19 protein-coding genes are annotated in these 17,511 nt (G+C 65.1%); 18 read left to right on the plus strand and 1 reads right to left on the minus strand.

Annotation, left to right across the window (positions count from 1 at the left end):
* The first annotated feature begins 98 nt into the window (after positions 1–98).
* Positions 99–833 (plus strand): cytochrome c biogenesis CcdA family protein, encoded by a 735-nt coding sequence (locus QW861_RS30540; protein ID WP_315778323.1) that lies wholly within the window; start codon positions 99–101, stop codon positions 831–833.
* Here QW861_RS30540 and QW861_RS30545 read toward each other — a convergent pair whose 3' ends face one another.
* Positions 834–1,550 carry a hypothetical protein gene (locus QW861_RS30545; protein ID WP_315718313.1) on the minus strand — a complete coding sequence of 239 codons (717 nt, stop codon included), beginning with the start codon at positions 1,548–1,550 and terminating at the stop codon, positions 834–836.
* Positions 1,551–1,644: 94 nt separating this feature from the next.
* Here QW861_RS30545 and QW861_RS30550 point away from each other — a divergent pair, with 94 nt between their 5' ends.
* The 17 genes from QW861_RS30550 (at position 1,645) to QW861_RS30630 (ending at position 17,468) form a co-directional block, all read left to right on the plus strand.
* On the plus strand, positions 1,645–2,235 hold the full coding sequence (locus tag QW861_RS30550) for a thioredoxin family protein (protein ID WP_315754846.1): 591 nt from the start codon (positions 1,645–1,647) through the stop codon (positions 2,233–2,235).
* A 129-nt stretch (positions 2,236–2,364) separates the two neighbouring features.
* Complete coding sequence (gene soxX / locus QW861_RS30555; protein ID WP_315754844.1) at positions 2,365–2,808, plus strand: sulfur oxidation c-type cytochrome SoxX; 444 nt, start codon at positions 2,365–2,367, stop codon at positions 2,806–2,808.
* 20 nt (positions 2,809–2,828) lie between these two features.
* Positions 2,829–3,281, plus strand: coding sequence for a thiosulfate oxidation carrier protein SoxY (gene soxY / locus QW861_RS30560; RefSeq protein WP_315718310.1), 453 nt, complete (start codon positions 2,829–2,831; stop codon positions 3,279–3,281).
* 18 nt (positions 3,282–3,299) lie between these two features.
* Positions 3,300–3,626, plus strand: a complete 327-nt coding sequence (soxZ, locus tag QW861_RS30565) for a thiosulfate oxidation carrier complex protein SoxZ (protein ID WP_315718309.1) — start codon at positions 3,300–3,302, stop codon at positions 3,624–3,626.
* A gap of 33 nt (positions 3,627–3,659) precedes the next feature.
* Entirely contained in the window at positions 3,660–4,484 is an 825-nt protein-coding gene (soxA, locus tag QW861_RS30570) for a sulfur oxidation c-type cytochrome SoxA (RefSeq protein WP_315718308.1), read from the plus strand.
* Between the two features lie 24 nt (positions 4,485–4,508).
* Positions 4,509–6,203 (plus strand): thiosulfohydrolase SoxB, encoded by a 1,695-nt coding sequence (soxB, locus tag QW861_RS30575; protein WP_316176139.1) that lies wholly within the window; start codon positions 4,509–4,511, stop codon positions 6,201–6,203.
* Between the two features lie 5 nt (positions 6,204–6,208).
* The gene (gene soxC / locus QW861_RS30580) at positions 6,209–7,492 is read left to right on the plus strand and encodes a sulfite dehydrogenase (RefSeq protein WP_315826663.1); all 1,284 of its coding nucleotides are present in this window, start codon (positions 6,209–6,211) and stop codon (positions 7,490–7,492) included.
* Entirely contained in the window at positions 7,431–8,189 is a 759-nt protein-coding gene (locus tag QW861_RS30585; protein WP_316193877.1) for a cytochrome c, read from the plus strand. The genes soxC and QW861_RS30585 overlap by 62 nt, the downstream gene beginning before the upstream one ends.
* 26 nt (positions 8,190–8,215) lie before the next feature.
* Positions 8,216–8,650: a hypothetical protein gene (locus tag QW861_RS30590; protein ID WP_316193896.1), complete on the plus strand. Its 435-nt coding sequence runs from the start codon at positions 8,216–8,218 to the stop codon at positions 8,648–8,650.
* Between the two features lie 10 nt (positions 8,651–8,660).
* Complete coding sequence (locus tag QW861_RS30595; RefSeq protein WP_315718304.1) at positions 8,661–9,563, plus strand: alpha/beta hydrolase; 903 nt, start codon at positions 8,661–8,663, stop codon at positions 9,561–9,563.
* A gap of 8 nt (positions 9,564–9,571) precedes the next feature.
* Positions 9,572–10,012: a DsrE family protein gene (locus QW861_RS30600; RefSeq protein ID WP_409978004.1), complete on the plus strand. Its 441-nt coding sequence runs from the start codon at positions 9,572–9,574 to the stop codon at positions 10,010–10,012.
* Between the two features lie 68 nt (positions 10,013–10,080).
* Positions 10,081–11,181 (plus strand): YeeE/YedE family protein, encoded by a 1,101-nt coding sequence (locus QW861_RS30605; protein ID WP_316193878.1) that lies wholly within the window; start codon positions 10,081–10,083, stop codon positions 11,179–11,181.
* Positions 11,182–11,599: 418 nt separating this feature from the next.
* Positions 11,600–13,288: a methyl-accepting chemotaxis protein gene (locus QW861_RS30610; protein WP_316193879.1), complete on the plus strand. Its 1,689-nt coding sequence runs from the start codon at positions 11,600–11,602 to the stop codon at positions 13,286–13,288.
* Between the two features lie 452 nt (positions 13,289–13,740).
* Positions 13,741–14,283, plus strand: a complete 543-nt coding sequence (locus QW861_RS30615; protein WP_316193897.1) for a YeeE/YedE thiosulfate transporter family protein — start codon at positions 13,741–13,743, stop codon at positions 14,281–14,283.
* A gap of 10 nt (positions 14,284–14,293) precedes the next feature.
* Positions 14,294–14,851 carry a YeeE/YedE thiosulfate transporter family protein gene (locus QW861_RS30620; RefSeq protein ID WP_315718301.1) on the plus strand — a complete coding sequence of 186 codons (558 nt, stop codon included), beginning with the start codon at positions 14,294–14,296 and terminating at the stop codon, positions 14,849–14,851.
* A 48-nt stretch (positions 14,852–14,899) separates the two neighbouring features.
* Positions 14,900–15,241, plus strand: coding sequence for a rhodanese-like domain-containing protein (locus tag QW861_RS30625; RefSeq protein WP_315718300.1), 342 nt, complete (start codon positions 14,900–14,902; stop codon positions 15,239–15,241).
* A 259-nt stretch (positions 15,242–15,500) separates the two neighbouring features.
* On the plus strand, positions 15,501–17,468 hold the full coding sequence (locus tag QW861_RS30630; RefSeq protein ID WP_316193880.1) for a methyl-accepting chemotaxis protein: 1,968 nt from the start codon (positions 15,501–15,503) through the stop codon (positions 17,466–17,468).
* Positions 17,469–17,511: the final 43 nt, after the last annotated feature.

Here is a 17,511-nt window from a genome sequence, read left to right on the forward strand (position 1 = left end):
CGGCCAATCTATCATTAAATTCGAATATGTACTAGTGCGCGATTTCCGAATCCTGCCCGGCAGGCCGGGCACGTAGCGCTGGCCGACCGGGGGGAAAGATGGATCTCGACGTTACGCTGGGCGCCGCGCTGGCCGCGGGTCTGTTGTCGTTTCTGTCACCGTGCATTCTGCCGCTGGTCCCGCCGTTCCTGTGCTACATGGCCGGCGTCTCGGCGGCCGACGCGATCGGCGAAACCAGCATGGCCCAGCGGCGGCGGACGGTGCTGACGGCGCTGTGCTTCGTCGGCGGTTTTTCGCTGGTGTTCGTCGGTCTCGGCGCCACCGCCTCGGTGTTCGGAAGGTTCATTGCCGGCCATCTCAGCCAGCTCGGCATCCTCGCTGGCCTCGTCATCATCACGATGGGGCTGCATTTCCTCGGGGTGCTCCGGATTCCGCTGCTGTACCGGAGCGCCACGATCGACGTCGGAAGCAAGCCGGCCGGCCTGCTCGGTGCGTTCGTGATGGGACTTGCCTTCGCCTTCGGCTGGACGCCGTGTGCGGGGCCGGTCCTTGCCGCCGTCCTGATGATGGCCGGCGCGGAGGCGACGGTGGGGAAGGGCGCGCTGCTGCTCGCCGCCTATTCGGTCGGGACCGGCATCCCGTTCCTGATCGCCGCTGCCTTCACGGGACAGTTCATGACCATGCTCAAGGGCATCAAGCCGCATCTCCCCCTGGTCGAGAAGACGATGGGCGGCTTTCTCGTCCTGACCGGCGCGGCCTTTCTCGCCGGCGTGATCCCGCGGATGTCGGAATGGATCTTCGAGCGCTTTCCGTCGCTCGCCACCATCGGCTGATCAGCCGAAGCGGAAGTCCAATAGATTGACGAAGGACTGCAGTTCGATCTCATAGCGATGCACCAGGCCGGCGTCGCTCTCGCGCGCCGCGCGGCCGATCTCGCCGGCACTCGTCGTGGCGCCGTCGATCAGGCGGCGGAACTCGGCCTGGCTCGCCACGTCGGGCGCGGCGAGGCCGTTGCAGCGTTGCAGCCGGTCGCGCAGCGCTGTGCCGGCCTGGACGACCTCGCCAGGCTCGGCCTTGCCCGCAGCGAACCGCGCAGCTGCGTTGCGCAACGCGTCCATGACGGGTGACAGGTCGAACACGCAATCGCTGAGTTCGACCACGCCGGCGTCCTGCCTCAGGGCGTGAAGCGACCGGCGCAACGCGGCAATGGCCGCCGCAGCGCGTGCCCCGTCACCTGCGGTCAGCGCTTCGTCCGCCTGCTTCAGGCGATCGTTTCCGGTGGCGATCAGCTCTGCAAAGGATTTGGCCGAATAGGGCGCATTGGAGCGTTCGGCGAGCCGGCTGAGCCTGCCCCAGGCGATCCGGGCGTCGTCGAGCTCGATCTGCGCCAGGCCCACATTGCCGGTGCGGCCATAGCTCGCGGCGGTGCGCAGGCTGGCCATCGCCGAGCGCATGAAGGCAGCAACGTCCGCGTTCTCTTCGGCGTGCCCACGGACGCCATGCGTGAGGCATGACAGCACGAGCGACAGCATGATGACGCGGCGCAGCATCGAATGTCCTTTTCACATTCTGTTATTCGAATATCATGTATCGAAATTCCGTGGACTTGGCAAAGTGGACTTGGCAAAGCGCGTGAGCGGGCTGATGACGACGAACCGGACGATGACACGGCGCGATCTGGTTGCGCTGCTGCCTGCCGCGGCGGCCGTCGGCCTGGCGTCAGCGCCGGCGCAGGCCGACGCGGCGCTCGGCGACGACGGGCTCTATCACCAGTCCTGGTTTCTCAACAGCTTCCTGGACCTGCGCGAGGATCTCGAAAGCGCGGCGTCGGAAGGCAAGCGGCTTGCGATCATGTGGGAGCTGCGCGGCTGCCCGTATTGCCGCGAGACGCATCTGGTGAACTTTGCCGATCAAGAGATCACGGACTACATCCGCGCCAATTTCGAAGTGCTGCAGCTCAACCTGCTCGGCGCGCGCAAGGTGATCGACTTCGATGGCAAGGAGCTTGCCGAGAAGGAGCTCGCCGAGCGCTACGCGATCCGCTTCACGCCGACGTTCCAGTTCTTTCCGCCATCGGCCGAGGGGGTCTCTGCGAAGGAGCCGCTCGCGCGCGAGGTGGCGCGCGCGCCGGGCTATCTCAAGCCGCCGCATTTCCTCGCAATGTTCCGCTTCGTGCGCGAGAGGGCCTATGAGCGCGGCACATTCCGCGACTATCTCGCTTCGACCAAGGGTTGAGTGCAGTGCGGCATCGAAATACGCTTGACACCAATCACATTATCAAATCATAATTATTGAATATGATGGATCGTAAGTCCGTCGTGTCATCGTAAGGCGAGGGGACGCCTCGCCGGTCAGGGTGGAAACATGCGCCGTTTGATTCCGGCCGCCTTGCTCTGCGTGTTGCTGTCGGCAGCCGCGCGGGGTGACGAGCCGATCAGGCTCGATGTCGTCGACTATGCCATTCCGAAATCGCTGACGGGCGCGCCCGGCAATGCCGATGCCGGCAAGAAGGTGTTCTTGACGCGGACGCTGGGCAATTGTCTCGCCTGCCATCAGGTGTCGTCGCTGAAGTCGGAAGAGTTTCACGGCGAGTTCGGTCCGTCGCTCGACGGCGTCGCGACCCGCTACAACGCGGCGCAATTGCGCCTGATCGTCGCCGATCCCAAGCGCATCTTCACCGATACGGTGATGCCCGCCTTCTACAAGAACGACGGACTCAATCGCGTCAGGCCGGAGTTCGTCGGCAAACCCGTCCTCACCGCCGCGCAGGTCGAGGACGTCGTCGCCTTTCTCGAAACATTGAAGTAACCGCCTCTGGAGGATGATGCATGGGCGCAATCAACAGACGACAGGCGTTCCTTCTCGGCGGCGGTTTCGTCGCCCTGACGGTGCTGCCGATGGCCGCCAACGCCGAGCCGAGCAACGACGCGGCCGAGATGATCAAGAAGTTCACCGGCGGCAAGGAAGCGGCCAAGGGCAAGATCACGCTCGATCTGCCTGAGATCGCCGAGAACGGCAACACCGTGCCGCTCGCGCTCTCGGTCGAAAGCCCGATGACCGCCGAGAACTACGTCAAGGAAGTGCTGTTCGTGGCCGACGGCAATCCGAATGCCGGCGTCGCCACGCTGATGTTCACGCCGATGTCCGGCAAGGCCGAGGCATCGATCCGCATCCGTCTGGCGCAGACCCAGAACGTGATCGCGGTCGCGAAGATGAGTGACGGCTCGCTCTTCACGGAGCGCAAGACCGTCAAGGTCACCATCGGCGGCTGCGGCGGCTGAGACAGGGGAGAGACGAACATGGCAGACAAGCCGCGCATCAAGCTTCCGAAGGAAGCCAAGAAAGGCGAGATCATCCAGATCAAGACGCTGGTCTCGCATCTGATGGAATCGGGTCAGCGCAAGGATGCGCAGGGCAAGCCGATCCCGCGCAAGATCATCAACAAGTTCACCTGCGAGTTCAACGGCAAGCCGGTGTTCTCCTGCGCGCTGGAGCCGGCGATCTCCGCCAACCCGTACATCCAGTTCGACGCAAGGATCGACGAGGAAGGCACGTTCAAGTTCGCATGGACGGATGATGATGGCTCCGTGGTGACGGCCGAAGAGAAGATCGCGTTGAAGGCCTGATCGGCAGCGTGTGATCGCTAGGAGGAGTGACGGATGTCCATTCGCTACGGTTCTCTCGCCGTCCTGGCTTCGGCCGCGCTGGCACTGTCCGCAGTCGCGACGTTCGGCCAGGAGGCCGAACGGAAGGGCATTCCGGCGCCTCCCGGTCACGTCTTCAAGACCATCATCTCGGGCTATCAGTTCCGCACCAAGGAAACGCGCGCGCTCCAGGATGACGACCTGGAGAATCCCGGCTTCCTCGCGGTGGAGCGGGCCGCCGACGTCTGGAAGACGGTCGACGGCAGCGAAGGCAAGTCGTGCATGAGCTGCCACGGCGAGGCGGAAAAGACCATGAAGGGCGTCGGCGCCGCCATGCCCAAATGGAGCGATAAGCTCAACAAGCCGGTCAATCTCGAGCAGCAGATCAACATCTGTCGCACCGAGCACATGAAGGCGCAGCCCTGGGCCTTCAAGTCGAAGGAACTGACGGACATGACGGCGTTCGTCCGCTACCAGTCGCGCGGCATGCCGGTGGCGGTGAAGACCGACGGTCCGATGTCGCCATGGTTCGAGAAGGGCAAGGAGATCTACTATACGCGGGTCGGGCAGCTCGATCTCGCCTGCGCGTCCTGCCACGAGAAGAACAACGGCAAGTTCATGCGCGCCGATTTTCTGAGCCAAGGCCAGATCAACGGCTTTCCGACCTACCGGCTGCGCGATCAGCGCCTGATCCCGCTGCACGAACGGTTCGAGGGCTGCATGTTCGACGTTCGCGGCGTGCCCTACAAGCCGCTGTCGGACGAGTTCCTCGCGCTCGAAGTCTACGTCGCCTGGCGCGGCATCGGGCTGCCCGTCGAGACACCGTCGGTCCGCAACTAGCCGCGGACACAAGGAAGATACATCATGATATCGCGTCGCGAATTCGTTCAGGTCGCATTGGCGGCGGCTGCCCTGGCGGGTGGCTCCGGTCTTGCGGGTGCGACCCGCGCCTTTGCTCAGCAGAAGCTGACCGAGAAGGAGTTGCTGGCGTTCGATCCGGTCGGCAACGTCACCTTGGTGCATGTCACCGACATCCACGGCCAGCTGATGCCGCTGTATTTCCGCGAGCCGTCGACCAATCTCGGCGTCGGTGACGCCAAGGGCCAGCCGCCGCATGTCACCGGCAAGGATTTCCTCACCCGCTTCGGCATCGCGCCGGGCTCGTCGTCGGCCTATGCGCTGACCTCGGAGGATTTCGAGGCGCTCGCCAAGACCTACGGGCGGATCGGCGGGCTCGACCGCGCCGCCACCGTCATCAAGGCCATCCGCGCCGAGCGCGGCGACAAGGTCGTGCTGCTCGATGGCGGTGACACCTGGCAGGGCTCATGGTCGTCGCTGAAGACCCGCGGCCAGGACATGATCGACTGCATGGCGCTGCTGAAGCCGGATGCGATGACGGGGCATTGGGAGTTCACCTACGGCACCGAGCGCGTCAAGCAGGCGGTCGATGGTCTGGGCTTCCCTTTCCTCGGCCTCAACATCCGCGACACCGAATGGAACGAGCCGGCGTTCGAAGCCTCGACGATGATCGAGCGCGGCGGCGTCAAGATCGCGGTGCTCGGCCAGGCCTTCCCGTATACGCCGGTCGCCAATCCCCGCTGGATGATTCCGAACTGGTCGTTCGGCGTGCGCGAGGAGGATGTTCAGACCCAGGTCGACAAGGCGCGCAAGGACGGCGCCGGCCTCGTGGTGCTGCTGTCACACAATGGCTTCGACGTCGACCGCAAGCTGGCCAGCCGCGTCAAGGGTCTCGACGTCATTCTCACGGGTCATACCCATGATGCATTGCCTGAAGCGGTCAAGGTCGGCAAGACGCTGCTGATCGCGTCGGGCTCCTCCGGCAAGTTCGTCTCGCGGCTCGATCTCGACGTCAAGGACGGCGAGGTGAAGGGCTATCGTTACAAGCTGATTCCGCTGTTCTCCGACGTGATCACGCCGGATCCGGCGATGGCGGCCAAGATCGCCGAGGTGCGCAAGCCGTTTGCCGCCGATCTCGCCCGCCCGCTGGGACGGACCGAGACGCTGCTGTATCGCCGCGGCAATTTCAACGGCACGTTCGATGACCTCATCTGCCAGGCGCTGCTGCAGGAGCGCGATGCGGAGATCGCGCTGTCGCCGGGCTTCCGCTGGGGCACCAGCGTGATGCCGGGCCAGGAAATCACCTTCGAGGACGTCACCAACGCCACCGCGATCACCTATCCGGCCGTCTATCGCATGGGCATGACCGGCATGCGGCTGAAGGAGATCATCGAGGACGTCGCCGACAACCTGTTCAACGTCGATCCTTACTACCAGCAGGGCGGCGACATGGTCCGCATCGGCGGCATGTCCTACGCCATCGACGTCAACAAGCCGCAGGGGCAGCGCATCTCCGACATGCGCCTGATCAAGACCGGGGCCGCGATCGATCCGACGCGGGAGTATCAGGTCGCGGGCTGGGCCAGCGTCAACGAAGGCACGCAGGGGCCGCCGATCTGGGAGGTCGTGTCGAGCTATCTGCAGCGCCAGAAAACCGTTCGTCTCGAGCCCAACCGGGCCGTCAAAGTCTCCGGAGTGTGACGACGATGTCCAAGGACAAACTACTTCCCTCAGCCCCACGCGCGTCGCGCCGTGGTTTCCTGACTGCAGCCGGCGGTCTTGCCGCCACGGCGCTGGCCTCGCAGGCGCGTGCCGGCGTCGGCAATCCCGCCAACCAGCCGCCGAACGTGCCGGAATGGACGCGGACCCTCGGCGAGGGCGTCGCTGTGCGCCCCTATGGCAAGCCGTCGAAGTTCGAGAAGGACGTCGTCCGCCGCGACGTCGAATGGCTGACGGCTTCGCGCGAATCCTCGGTCAGTTTTACGCCGCTGCATGAGCTCGAAGGCATCATCACGCCGAACGGGCTGTGCTTCGAGCGCCATCACGGCGGCGTAGCCGACGTCGATCCGGCCGATCACCGGCTGATGATCCATGGGCTGGTCGAGCGGCCGCTGCTGCTGACGCTCGACGAGCTCAAGCGCTACCCGCGCGTCAACCGCATCCACTTCATGGAATGCGCGGCCAACTCCGGCATGGAGTGGCGCGGCGCCCAGCTCAATGGCTGCCAGTTCACGCATGGCATGATCCACTGCGTGCAATATACCGGCGTCTCGCTGCGCACCCTGCTCGAAGAGGCCGGCGTCAAGACCAACGGCAAATGGCTGCTGGTCGAGGGCGCCGACTCCGCGTCGATGGATCGCAGCCTGCCGATCGAGAAGGCGCTCGACGACTGCATCATCGCCTACAAGATGAACGGCGAGGCGCTGTATCCCGAGCAGGGCTATCCGATGCGCCTGGTCGTGCCGGGCTGGCAGGGCAATCTCTGGGTCAAGTGGCTGCGCCGTATCAAGGTCGGCGACCAGCCTTGGCACACCCGCGAGGAAACCTCGAAATACACCGATCTCTTGCCGAACGGAAAGGCGCGGCGCTTCACCTGGGCGATGGATGCCAAGTCGGTGATCACGAGCCCGAGCCCGCAGGCGCCGATCAAGCACGGCAAGGGCTTCACGATCGTCTCAGGGCTGGCGTGGTCGGGCAACGGCAAGGTCAAGCGCGTCGACGTGTCGCTCGATGGTGGCCGGAACTGGTGGCCGGCGCGGATCGACGGCCCGGTGCTCGACAAGGCGCTGACCCGGTTCTACTACGAGTTCGACTGGAACGGCGAGCCGCTGCTGCTGCAGTCGCGCGTCCAGGACGAGACCGGCTACGTCCAGCCGTCCAAGGCCGAGCTGCGCAAGGTCCGCGGCTACAACTCCATCTATCACAACAATGGCATCCAGACCTGGCATGTGCAGGCAAACGGTGAGGTCGAGAATGTCGAGGTCGCCTAAGCTGATCATTGCAGTCGCAGCGCTGGCAACGCTCGCGGGCTCGGTGGCGTTCGCCGGCGGTCCGAGCGAGAAGACCGAGGCCAAGTCCGATGCCAAGCCGGCGCAGCGCTTCAACATCGGCCGCGCGCCGAGCGCCGAGGAGATCCGCGGCTGGGACATCGACGTCCGTCCGGACGGGCAGGGGCTGCCAGTCGGCAAGGGCACCGTCGCCCAGGGCGAGAAGCTGTTCATGGACAATTGCGCCAGTTGCCATGGCGAATTCGGCGAGGGTGCCGGCCGCTGGCCGGTGCTCGCCGGCGGCAAGGGATCGCTGACATCAGACAATCCGGTCAAGACGGTCGGTTCCTACTGGCCCTACGCCTCGACGCTGTTCGACTACGTCCGCCACGCGATGCCGTTCGGCAGCCCGCAGTCGCTGAAGGTCGACGAGTACTACGCGCTGGTCGCCTATGTGCTGTATCTGAACGACGTGATCACCGATCAGAACTTCGAGCTGAGCAACAGCAATCTCGCCACGATCAAGATGCCGAACGAGGGCGGGTTCATCATGGATGATCGGAGCACGAGCGAGAAGGCGTTCTGGCAGAAGGATCCTTGCATGAAGAACTGCATCGCGCCGGTCAAGATCACCGGACGCGCGACAGCGGTCGACGTCACGCCGGAAGACAAGGACGGCAAGCCGCGAGGCGTCGAGTGAGGATTGCCGGATGCAGCCGCCGCCAGATGCTGTTGGCGGCCGCATCCGTCGCCCTGGCCGGAAGCGGGGGTGCGTCCATCGCCACTGCAGCCGAGCCACATAGGCTCGCGTTGCAGATCAGCGACGAGGATCCGGCCAAGATGCGCGCGGTGCTCGACGTGGCCGCGAATGTCTCCCGCCACTATTCGGGCGAGGGCGCGGAGGTCGAGATCGTGATCGTCGCGTTCAATGGCGGCCTCGACATGCTGCTGGCCGACCGCTCGCCGGTGAAGGAGCGGGTGCTCGGCTTCGCCAAGTCGATGCCCAATGTGAGCTTCATCGCCTGCGGCAATACCTTGGAGACGCTCGCGAGCAAGGAGGGACGGCAGCCGCCTCTGCTCGACGGTGTCACGGTCGTCAAGACCGGGGTCGCGACCCTGCTGGAGCTGTCCGAGAAGAACTGGACGATCGTGCGTCCCTGAGGAATTTGCGATGCGGTGGTGGCTCGCTCTTGTCGTCTCGTTCATTGCGTCGATCGCCTTCGCGGCCGAGGAGCCGCGCGAGCTCACGATCGGCGGGCGTACGGCGCTCGGCACGCTCCGACTGCCGGCGCAGTCTGGACCGGATGTGCCGCTGGTGCTGATGACGCACGGCACGCTCGCGCACAAGGACATGGAGACCATCCAGGGCCTGTCCAAGGCGTTGGCCGAGCGGGGGATCGCCTCGCTCGCGCACAATCTCGTGCTCGGTCTCGATCGCCGCACTGGCATGTACGATTGTGCCAAACCCCATGACTATGTGACGGACGATGCCGTCGTGGAGATCGCCGCCTGGCTGAGTGAAGCGCGCAAGACGTCGTCGCACGTCTTCGTCCTCGGTCATTCGCGCGGCGCCAATCAGGTCGCGCGCTATCTGGCCGCCAATCCCAAAGCGGCGGTCGACGGTGCGATCCTGCTGGCGCCCGCGACGGCGAGCATCGAGGCCGGTTTGAGAGACGCCTATGCGGAGAGCTACGGCCAGCGATTGGCGCCGCTGCTCGACAAGGCTGAGGCAGCGATCGCCGCCGGGCGCGGCGGTGATTGGATGTCGGTGCCGGGCTTCATCTATTGCCGCGATGCCAAGGTGACGGCGCGCGCATTCGCAGCATTCTATCGCGCCGACCGGCGTCAGGATACGGCGGCGCTGGTCGCCGATGTGAGCCTGCCGGTTCTGGTGCTTGCGGCAGCGCAAGACAAGACGGTACCGGACGTGGCAGCGTCGTTCGCGCCGCTGGCGTCACGCGCCGGCAGCCGTGTCCGACTGGAGACGATTGACGACGCAGATCACTTCTTTCGCGATCTCGCCGCCGAGGATGCCGCTGATCGCATCGCAGGATTCATTGCAGCCGCGCGTTAGGAGCCACCATGGAACGTCGATCTTTGATGCAAGCCGGTCTTGCCGGCCTGTTTGGAATCTTCGGTGTCAGCAGCGCACGCGCGGCGACGGAATCTCCGCGCCAGCGCGTCGCCTATCATCTCGCCGATCAGGACCGCGCCCTGTTCGTTCTCGGCAACCTCCAGAACCACGTCGATGGCACCGGAGGACCTGGACGCGCAGACATTCGCCTGGTGATCCACGGTCCGGGCTTGCGGGCCTTTCATGCGATTTCGGCCGACCAGACCATCTCGGCTCTGGCCGAGCGCCTCATGAAAGCCGGCGTCGGCTTCGAGGCCTGTGCGAACACCATGAAGGCGCAAGGCGTGAAACTCGACGATCTCTTGCCAGGGTTCGCGGTGGCGGAGAAGGGCGGCGTCGTGCGCCTCACGGAGCTGCAGCAGAGTGGATACGCCTACCTGCGCCCGTGACGGGCGCATGCGTCCTTGCCGATGCCGCCCGGCATGTTGAGCGGCAGGCCTGAACGACGGGAGCGCCTGTGCTCACCGCATTGATCGACCTTCTGGGTGAGGAGCTGGTGTCGCTGCTGTGCGGGCTCGCGGCCGGCGGCGCGTTCGGCTTCTTCGCCCAGCGCAGCCGCTTCTGCCTCCGGGCGGCCACGGTCGAGTTCGCGCGCGGGCAGGGCGGTCCGCGGCTGGCGGTGTGGCTCCTCACCTTCGCGTCGGCGCTGCTGGGCACCCAGACGCTGGTGGCGATGGGCCTGCTCGACGTCTCCGAAGCGCGCCAGCTGGCGCAGCAGGGCAGCATTTCCGGCGCGATGATCGGCGGCACGCTGTTCGGCTGCGGCATGATCCTGGCGAGAGGCTGTGCCAGCCGTCTGCTGGTGCTCTCGGCCAACGGCAATCTGCGGGCGCTGCTGTCCGGCCTCGTCTTCGCGGTGACGGCGCAGTCGGCCTATCGCGGCCTGCTCGCGCCGGCACGCGAGTGGCTCACCAATCTTTGGCTCGTCGACGGCGGACCGTCGCGCGACATCATGAGCCTGTTCGGCGGGGGTACGCCCGAGAAGCTCGGCTTCGGCATGCTGTGGTTCCTGGCCGGGCTCGCCGCCGTGTCGAAGTTTCAGGTTGGCCCGAAGATCCTGCGCTCGGCGGTGGCCGCGGGCGCGGCGGTCGCCGGGGGCTGGCTCCTCACTTATCAGCTCGGCCAGGCCTCGTTCTCGCCGGTGCCGCTGAAGAGCCTGACATTCAGCGGTCCTTCGGCGGAGCTGCTGATGCAGGTGCTCGCCAGCCCGCAACTGAAGCCGGGCTTCGATCTCGGCATCATTCCGGGTGTGTTCATCGGCTCGTTCGTTGCGGCCGCGCTGGCGCGTGAACTCAATCTCGAAGGCTTCTCGGATGGGCGCGGCATGCGCCGTTACATGATCGGCGCCGTCCTGATGGGATTCGGTGCGATGCTGGCGGGCGGCTGCGCCGTTGGCGCCGGCGTAACCGGGGCATCGGTGTTTGCGCTCACAGCGTGGATCGTGCTCGGTGGCATGTGGTTGGGTGCGGCCGTCACCGATTTTGTCGTCGACCGCTGGCTGTTCGCCACCAAGCCGGCGCAGAGCCCGGTTCAGTCCCCCTCCGTCATGCCTTCTTGAGGCATCCTGCGGAAGCGAGCCTGCTTCTGCTGAGCGGCATTGGACATGCAGCGTCAAGGCGCAGCATCCATGAATCTCCGGGACCTGTCTGTCACAGGCTCGTCGACGCGTGGCGTGTCGGCGCACTTCAAGCCTCCGACGAAGAACATTGTCCGATCAGATCGGATCGAGCCCGAAGACACGCGTCTTTGCGTCGTCACGCCGGAGCGCAGATCGCGTAGTCCGCGGATCGGCCACAGGAGATGCGTGCCGACCACGGCATTCGGACCATCGTGCCCGATCATGACGTTGGTAGATTCCAGTCCGGAGATCCCGCCCGTTAACCAATTTGCGAAGGTCGGGTGATACCGTCGCGAGGGGACGACGCAATCATGCGGCGGACCGATACGAATCGCCGGGACTACGAAAGGCACGCGTGATGTCGCAACTCTCCATTCGAGCAAAAATGGCGGCCGTCATTGCGCTGCTGCTGGTGGCGATGACCATCGTCGGGTTGCTGGCCGTCCGCGGCATGCAGACAATCAATACGCATACCGAACAGATCGCCAAGAACTGGCTGCCGAGCGTGCGCGTGCTCGGCGAGTTGCGTTCGGCGATCAATCTCAATCGGGCGCAGCTGCGAGCCTACATGACGGCTGATACGACTGAGGAGAAGGACAATCTCGACCGCAATATGAAGGCAACGCTCGCCGTCATCGCGACGGCGCGCCGCTCCTATGAGGCGATGATCTCGTCGGCCGAGGAGCGCAGCCTGTTCGAGAGCTGGTCGCGGGGCTGGGAGCAATATGTCAGGGCTGCCGATGGTGTGCTCGAGGTGCTGCGCGCAGGGAACGGCAACGCGACCAAGCAGGCGAGCGATCTGTTCAACAAGACGGTCCGGAGCGTCGCCAATCAGTCGGACGAATTTCTTCGAAAGCTGATTGACCTCAACAATCGTGGCGCCGACGCCGAAACCAAGATCGCCGCGGATGGCTATGCCGAGGCATTTGCATTGATGTCGACGGTCATCGTCCTTGCCGTTCTCACCGGCATCGGCGTCGGAAGCTGGTTCGTTCGCGACATTTCCCGGTGCATCGCTTCCATCATCAGGCCGATGCAGGCGCTCGGTGAGGGTAACCTGGCGATTGAGATCCCCTATCGCGGTCAGAAGACCGAAGTAGGCATGATGGCCGACGCCCTGGAGGTCTTCAAGACCGCCTTGATTGCGAAGAAGCAGGCCGACGATATCGCTTCGAGAGAGGCAGAGGTGAAACTGGAACGCGGCCGGCGCCTCGACGAGATCACTGGCCGCTTCGAGGCCGTGGTCGGCGAGATCGTCGATACCGTGTCCACGGCATCGAGCACTTTGGAAGGTCACGCCGGCGGGCTCAGCAACACGGCGAGCCGCGCACAGAACCTGGCCACATCCGTCACCGCGGCTTCCGAGGAAGCCTGCACCAATGTGCAGTCGGTGGCATCTGCGACCGAGGAGCTCTCCGCGTCCGTCAACGAGATCAGCAGGCAAGTCCAGGATTCGGCCCGGATGGCCAATGAGGCGGTGGCACAGGCACGCAGGACCAATGAACAGGTCGGCGAGCTCTCGAAGTCCGCTGCCCGCATCGGCGACGTCGTCGAGCTGATCAATACGATTGCCGGACAGACCAATCTGCTCGCGCTGAATGCAACGATCGAGGCCGCACGCGCCGGCGAGGCCGGCCGTGGATTTGCGGTGGTCGCATCCGAGGTCAAGGCGCTGGCCGAGCAGACGGCGAAGGCCACGGGCGAGATCGGCCAGCAGATCTCCGGCATCCAGTCCGCCACCCAGCAATCGGTCGGTGCCATCCGCGACATCAGCATCACCATCGAGAAATTGCAGGAGATTTCGTCGACGATCGCATCGGCCGTGGAGCAGCAGGGCGCTGCCACGCAGGAGATCTCGCGCAACGTCCAGCATGCGGCGGCGGGAACGCAGCAGGTCTCAGCCAACGTTGCGGATGTGCAGCGCGGTGCCGTCGATACCGGAACCGCCGCATCCCAGGTGCTGTCCGCCGCGAAATCGCTGGCCGACGACAGTGCCAGACTGAGCATGGAAGTGAAGAAGTTCATCGCCGGCGTGAGAGCCGCCTAGGAACTCGCGGCGACTGAGAGCCGCGCAGATCCGATCTCGCCGCCATTCGCCGGCCCGCGTCGGAGTGCTGGACAGGTGCGCAGGCCCGGCCACCACGCGCCGGGCATCGCTTCTGCGTTGGCCTGCGAGCCTCATCTCGAGGACTTCTCCCGCGGCCGCGGCAAGCGGCGCGACCGAGTCGCGTGGTGACGATGGACCTGCGAGAGGCCGCGCCGACATGAACAGAGCGTGGGGCTGCGGCGGATCATGCGCCGCTGCGGTTTGCTCGGGGCTGCCATCCCCGAGGTCGTCCGTGCCGCTGATTCCTCGCCGTCACGCTGCCGCAGGATCTCGCCTTTCACCTATCGGCACCGGCCGATTTATAATTGCATAAATTCGAATATATGCATATAGTAGCGCGCGTCGGTCGCGGCGCTGGGCCGCGTCAGCGGGGAGGGCCCGTCGTGGCAATGATGAACGACGTCATGGTCAAGGATCTGGGCGAGTCCGGGCACATCGACTGGTCGCCTTATCTGGTCGGCGCCGGCATCGGCATCCTCAGCTGGGTGGCCTTTGCCGGGTTCGGCGACCCACTCGGCGTGACGACGGCGTTCTCGCGCATCGCGTCGCTGTTCGCCGTGCCGGTGATCGGATCCGACGCCGTCGCCGCCAACAGTTATTGGAAGTCGATGCCGCTGAAATGGGATTATGGCGTCTGGTTTCTGGTCGGCATTCCGCTCGGCGCATTCTTGTCGGCGGTCATCTCCGGCACGTGGCGGCTCGAACTGGTGCCGGAGGTCTGGCGGGAGCGCTTTGGTCCGTCGGTGTTCAAGCGCTTCGTCGCTGCGTTTCTCGGCGGCATCGTCATCATGTATGGCGCGCGTCTGGCCGGCGGCTGCACCAGCGGCCACGGCATTTCAGGCGGTCTGCAACTGGCGCTGTCGAGCTGGCTGTTCCTCGCCGTGATGTTCGCGACCGGCCTGGTTGTGTCGCGCGTCATGTTCCGCAAAGCATAGGAGGAGGGCCATGACGTCATTGATGAGCATCGCCGGTCCGCTGTTGATGGGCGCCGTGTTCGGCTATCTCCTGCAGCAGGGCAAGGTCACGAGCTGCAACGTGATCGAGAACCAGTTCCGGCTGCGCGACTTCACCGTGCTGAAGGTGATGGGCACGGCGATCGTGGTCGGCGGCATCGGCGTTCTGCTGCTGGTCGATACCGGCAACACCAAGTATTACGTCAAGGACGCCAACATGCTTGCGGTCGCGCTCGGCGCGGCGCTGTTCGGCGTCGGCATGGTGGTTTACGGCTACTGCCCGGGCACTGCGCTCGGCGCCATTGCCAGCGGCAGCGTTCATGCTGCAGTGGGCGCTTTCGGCATGATCGTCGGGGCGATCCTCTATGCGCTGAGCTTCGACTGGGTGAAGGCCCATGTCCTGAATGTTTGGGCGCTCGGCAAGGTGCGGCTGCCCGACATCACCGGCGTGCCGGATGGCGTCTGGTTCGCCGCGCTCGCGATCGGTGCAGGTGCGTTCTTCTTCTGGGTCGAAGCGTCCGCGGCCAAGGCGAAGCGGACACAGGGCTAGGCTGAGTCGCCCGAGTGCCCCTATGTCAAACAGTGAGAGGTTCCTCCCATGCTATCAGGACTGTTCAGCAGGTTGACCGGGTCGACCAGCGTGCCGGCGATCGAGCATGATGAGCTGGTGCGGGCGCATCAGCAGCGGAGCTGCGTCATCGTCGACGTGCGCGAGCCGCATGAGTTCAAGGGCGGCCACATCCCCGGCGCCGTCAATCACCCGCTGTCGCGTTTCGACCCGGGCAGCCTCGTGCACGACAAGCCGGTGGTTCTGATCTGCCAGGCCGGCGGCCGCTCGGCCACCGCCCTGCGGCGGGCGCTGTCGGCCGGGCGGCAGGATATCCGCCACTATGCCGGCGGCATGAGCGGCTGGCGGGCGCGCGGCGGTCCTGTCGCCTGAACGCGCCCTGCCGGACAGGTCGGACGCTCTGCTCTGTCAGCATGTTCCGACGGGACTTGTGAAGGGTTGAGGTGAAGTGATCTGCAACCAGCATGGATTGCGGCAGGTTAAGAGCAGAGTGTGCGGCGGAAGGCTCCGATAGCCGTTCCCGCCCCGCAGCAGCTAATTTGTTGTTGGTCCAGTCCATTGGTTGACTCGTTCAGGAATAATTAGTTGCAACGCTGCAATACTCGAACACCGGTCGACGTTCGAGGATCGCATGTTGAAGTTTGTTGGCTTGAGAACCCGGCTCACCCTTTCTCTGGTGATCGGTGCGGCAGCGACGGCCCTCTTCGTGCTGCTGGTCGCCATGTGGATCATCGGCGGCATCATCGACCGCGCCAATGAGCGCGAGCTCCACGCCCAATATGACGCCTTCAATTCGCGCCTGCAGCTGGAGGCGACCCGCGCGGAAGCGATGAGTGCGGTGGTCGCCAAGATCCCCGCTGTCCAGGACGCCGTGGCGCAGAACGACCGCGACGCCTTGATGCGGCTGTTCGGCGCGGGCATGGCCAGCCTGAAATCCGATTACGGCGTCGACCAGTTTCAGTTTCACACGCCGCCGGCGATGTCCTTCCTGCGGGTGCACCAGCCGGCCAAGTTCGGCGACGATCTGTCGGGATTCCGCAAGACGGTGGTGGCCGCCAACACCGACCGCAAGCCGATCGTCGGGCTGGAGGGCGGCGTTGCCGGCCTCGGCCTCCGCGGCGTCGTACCGATCGTTTCCGCCGGCAAACATCTGGGCTCGGTCGAGTTCGGCCTGACCTTTGGCCAAAACTTCTTCGACGAGTTCAAGCGCAGCCGGAATGTCGAGGTTGCGTTCCGCCTGGCTGGCGACACCGGCTTCAAGCTGTTCGCGACGACGATCGGGGAGACCTCCTTCTTCGCAAGCGGCGACTATCGGGAGGCATCGGCCGGCAGCTTCCTGTCGCGCCAAGGACAGCTCGAGGGTGTTCCGGTCGTCGCGCTGCTGGGCCCGATCAAGGATTTCTCCGGCAAGCCGATCGGGGCCGTCGAGATCATCATGGACAACAGCGAGTTCATCCAGGCTCGCAATCGCGCCGGGGCGTTGGCGATCGGGATGACGCTGGCCGGCCTCGTGCTGATCGCGCTCGCCGGGCTGCTGATCGCGCGCAGCATCTCCCGCCCGATCGTCCAGATGACGAGCGCCATGCGCGAGCTCGCCGACGGCAACCTGGACGTTCGCGTCCCGGCCGACTGGCGCAAGGACGAGGTCGGACAGATGGCACGCGCCGTTTCGATCTTCAGGGACAACGCCGTCCGGATGAGGGATCTGCAGGCGGAGCAGGAGAAGGCCCAGGCTCGTGCCGAGGAGGACCGGCGCCGCATGCTGATGGAGGTGGCCGATGGCTTCGAGGCCAGCGTCCGCGGCGTCGTCGACGCCGTGTCGGCTGCGGCCATCGAAATGGAGGCGACCGCCCGTTCGATGTCGGTGACGATCGATCAGTCGAAGCAGCAGGCCCTGACGGTATCGCAGGCGTGCGGCTCCGCGTCGGACAATGTCAACACCGTTGCCTCGGCGGCCGAAGAGCTGTCATCCTCGATGAACGAGATCAGCAAGACGCTCGAGCGTGCGTCGTCCGTGGTTCGCAAGGCCGCGGACGAAGGGCAGCAATCCAACGACAAGGTGCAGCGGCTCAACATTGCGGCCAGCAAGATCGGCGAGGTCGTCGCACTCATCACCCAGATCGCCAGCCAGACCAATCTGCTGGCGCTGAATGCGACGATCGAGGCCGCGCGCGCCGGCGAGTCGGGCAGGGGATTCGCCGTCGTCGCCAGCGAGGTGAAGACGCTGGCGACCCAAACGGCCAAGGCGACCGAAGAGATTGGTGCTCAGATCGCCGCGGTTCAGGCCGAAACCGCCGCCGCGGTCCAGAGCATCGGTATGATCTGCACCACGATCCAGGAGGTCGACGAGATCTCGACCATCATCGCCTCATCGATCGCGCAACAGGACGCCGCGACCCGCGAGATCGCCGGCAATGTGAACGTCGTCGCCGGCAAGACCCAGGACGTCACGCGCAACATCGCGGGCGTCACGTCCGGGGTCGTGCAGACCGGCCACGCCGCCAACGAGGTGCTGTCGGCGGCCGGCGAGCTCGCGCAGCAGTCGACCCGGCTGCGTAGCGAGGTCAACCAGTTCCTAGCCCATATCAGGGCGGCCTGACCGGTCGTTGGGTGGCTGAAGTACAAGCTCGCCGACACGCCGA

It is taken from the genome of Bradyrhizobium sp. SZCCHNRI1029 (assembly GCF_032487555.1).
In the GTDB taxonomy this organism is placed as follows: Bacteria; Pseudomonadota; Alphaproteobacteria; order Rhizobiales; family Xanthobacteraceae; genus Bradyrhizobium.

Excerpts from the sequence above, each read along its gene's own strand:
- QW861_RS30620 (WP_315718301.1), top strand. The coding sequence starts at position 14,294 with ATGACGTCATTGATGAGCATCGCCGGTCCGCTGTTGATGGGCGCCGTG.
- soxZ (WP_315718309.1), top strand. The coding sequence starts at position 3,300 with ATGGCAGACAAGCCGCGCATCAAGCTTCCGAAGGAAGCCAAGAAAGGC.
- QW861_RS30550 (WP_315754846.1), top strand. The coding sequence starts at position 1,645 with ATGACGACGAACCGGACGATGACACGGCGCGATCTGGTTGCGCTGCTG.
- soxX (WP_315754844.1), top strand. The coding sequence starts at position 2,365 with ATGCGCCGTTTGATTCCGGCCGCCTTGCTCTGCGTGTTGCTGTCGGCA.
- QW861_RS30630 (WP_316193880.1), top strand. The coding sequence starts at position 15,501 with ATGTTGAAGTTTGTTGGCTTGAGAACCCGGCTCACCCTTTCTCTGGTG.
- QW861_RS30600 (WP_409978004.1), top strand. The coding sequence starts at position 9,572 with ATGGAACGTCGATCTTTGATGCAAGCCGGTCTTGCCGGCCTGTTTGGA.
- soxY (WP_315718310.1), top strand. The coding sequence starts at position 2,829 with ATGGGCGCAATCAACAGACGACAGGCGTTCCTTCTCGGCGGCGGTTTC.
- QW861_RS30625 (WP_315718300.1), top strand. The coding sequence starts at position 14,900 with ATGCTATCAGGACTGTTCAGCAGGTTGACCGGGTCGACCAGCGTGCCG.
- QW861_RS30545 (WP_315718313.1), bottom strand. The coding sequence starts at position 1,550 with ATGCTGCGCCGCGTCATCATGCTGTCGCTCGTGCTGTCATGCCTCACG.
- soxC (WP_315826663.1), top strand. The coding sequence starts at position 6,209 with ATGTCCAAGGACAAACTACTTCCCTCAGCCCCACGCGCGTCGCGCCGT.
- QW861_RS30540 (WP_315778323.1), top strand. The coding sequence starts at position 99 with ATGGATCTCGACGTTACGCTGGGCGCCGCGCTGGCCGCGGGTCTGTTG.
- QW861_RS30615 (WP_316193897.1), top strand. The coding sequence starts at position 13,741 with ATGAACGACGTCATGGTCAAGGATCTGGGCGAGTCCGGGCACATCGAC.
- QW861_RS30585 (WP_316193877.1), top strand. The coding sequence starts at position 7,431 with ATGGCATCCAGACCTGGCATGTGCAGGCAAACGGTGAGGTCGAGAATG.
- soxA (WP_315718308.1), top strand. The coding sequence starts at position 3,660 with ATGTCCATTCGCTACGGTTCTCTCGCCGTCCTGGCTTCGGCCGCGCTG.
- QW861_RS30610 (WP_316193879.1), top strand. The coding sequence starts at position 11,600 with ATGTCGCAACTCTCCATTCGAGCAAAAATGGCGGCCGTCATTGCGCTG.
- soxB (WP_316176139.1), top strand. The coding sequence starts at position 4,509 with ATGATATCGCGTCGCGAATTCGTTCAGGTCGCATTGGCGGCGGCTGCC.
- QW861_RS30595 (WP_315718304.1), top strand. The coding sequence starts at position 8,661 with ATGCGGTGGTGGCTCGCTCTTGTCGTCTCGTTCATTGCGTCGATCGCC.
- QW861_RS30590 (WP_316193896.1), top strand. The coding sequence starts at position 8,216 with ATGCTGTTGGCGGCCGCATCCGTCGCCCTGGCCGGAAGCGGGGGTGCG.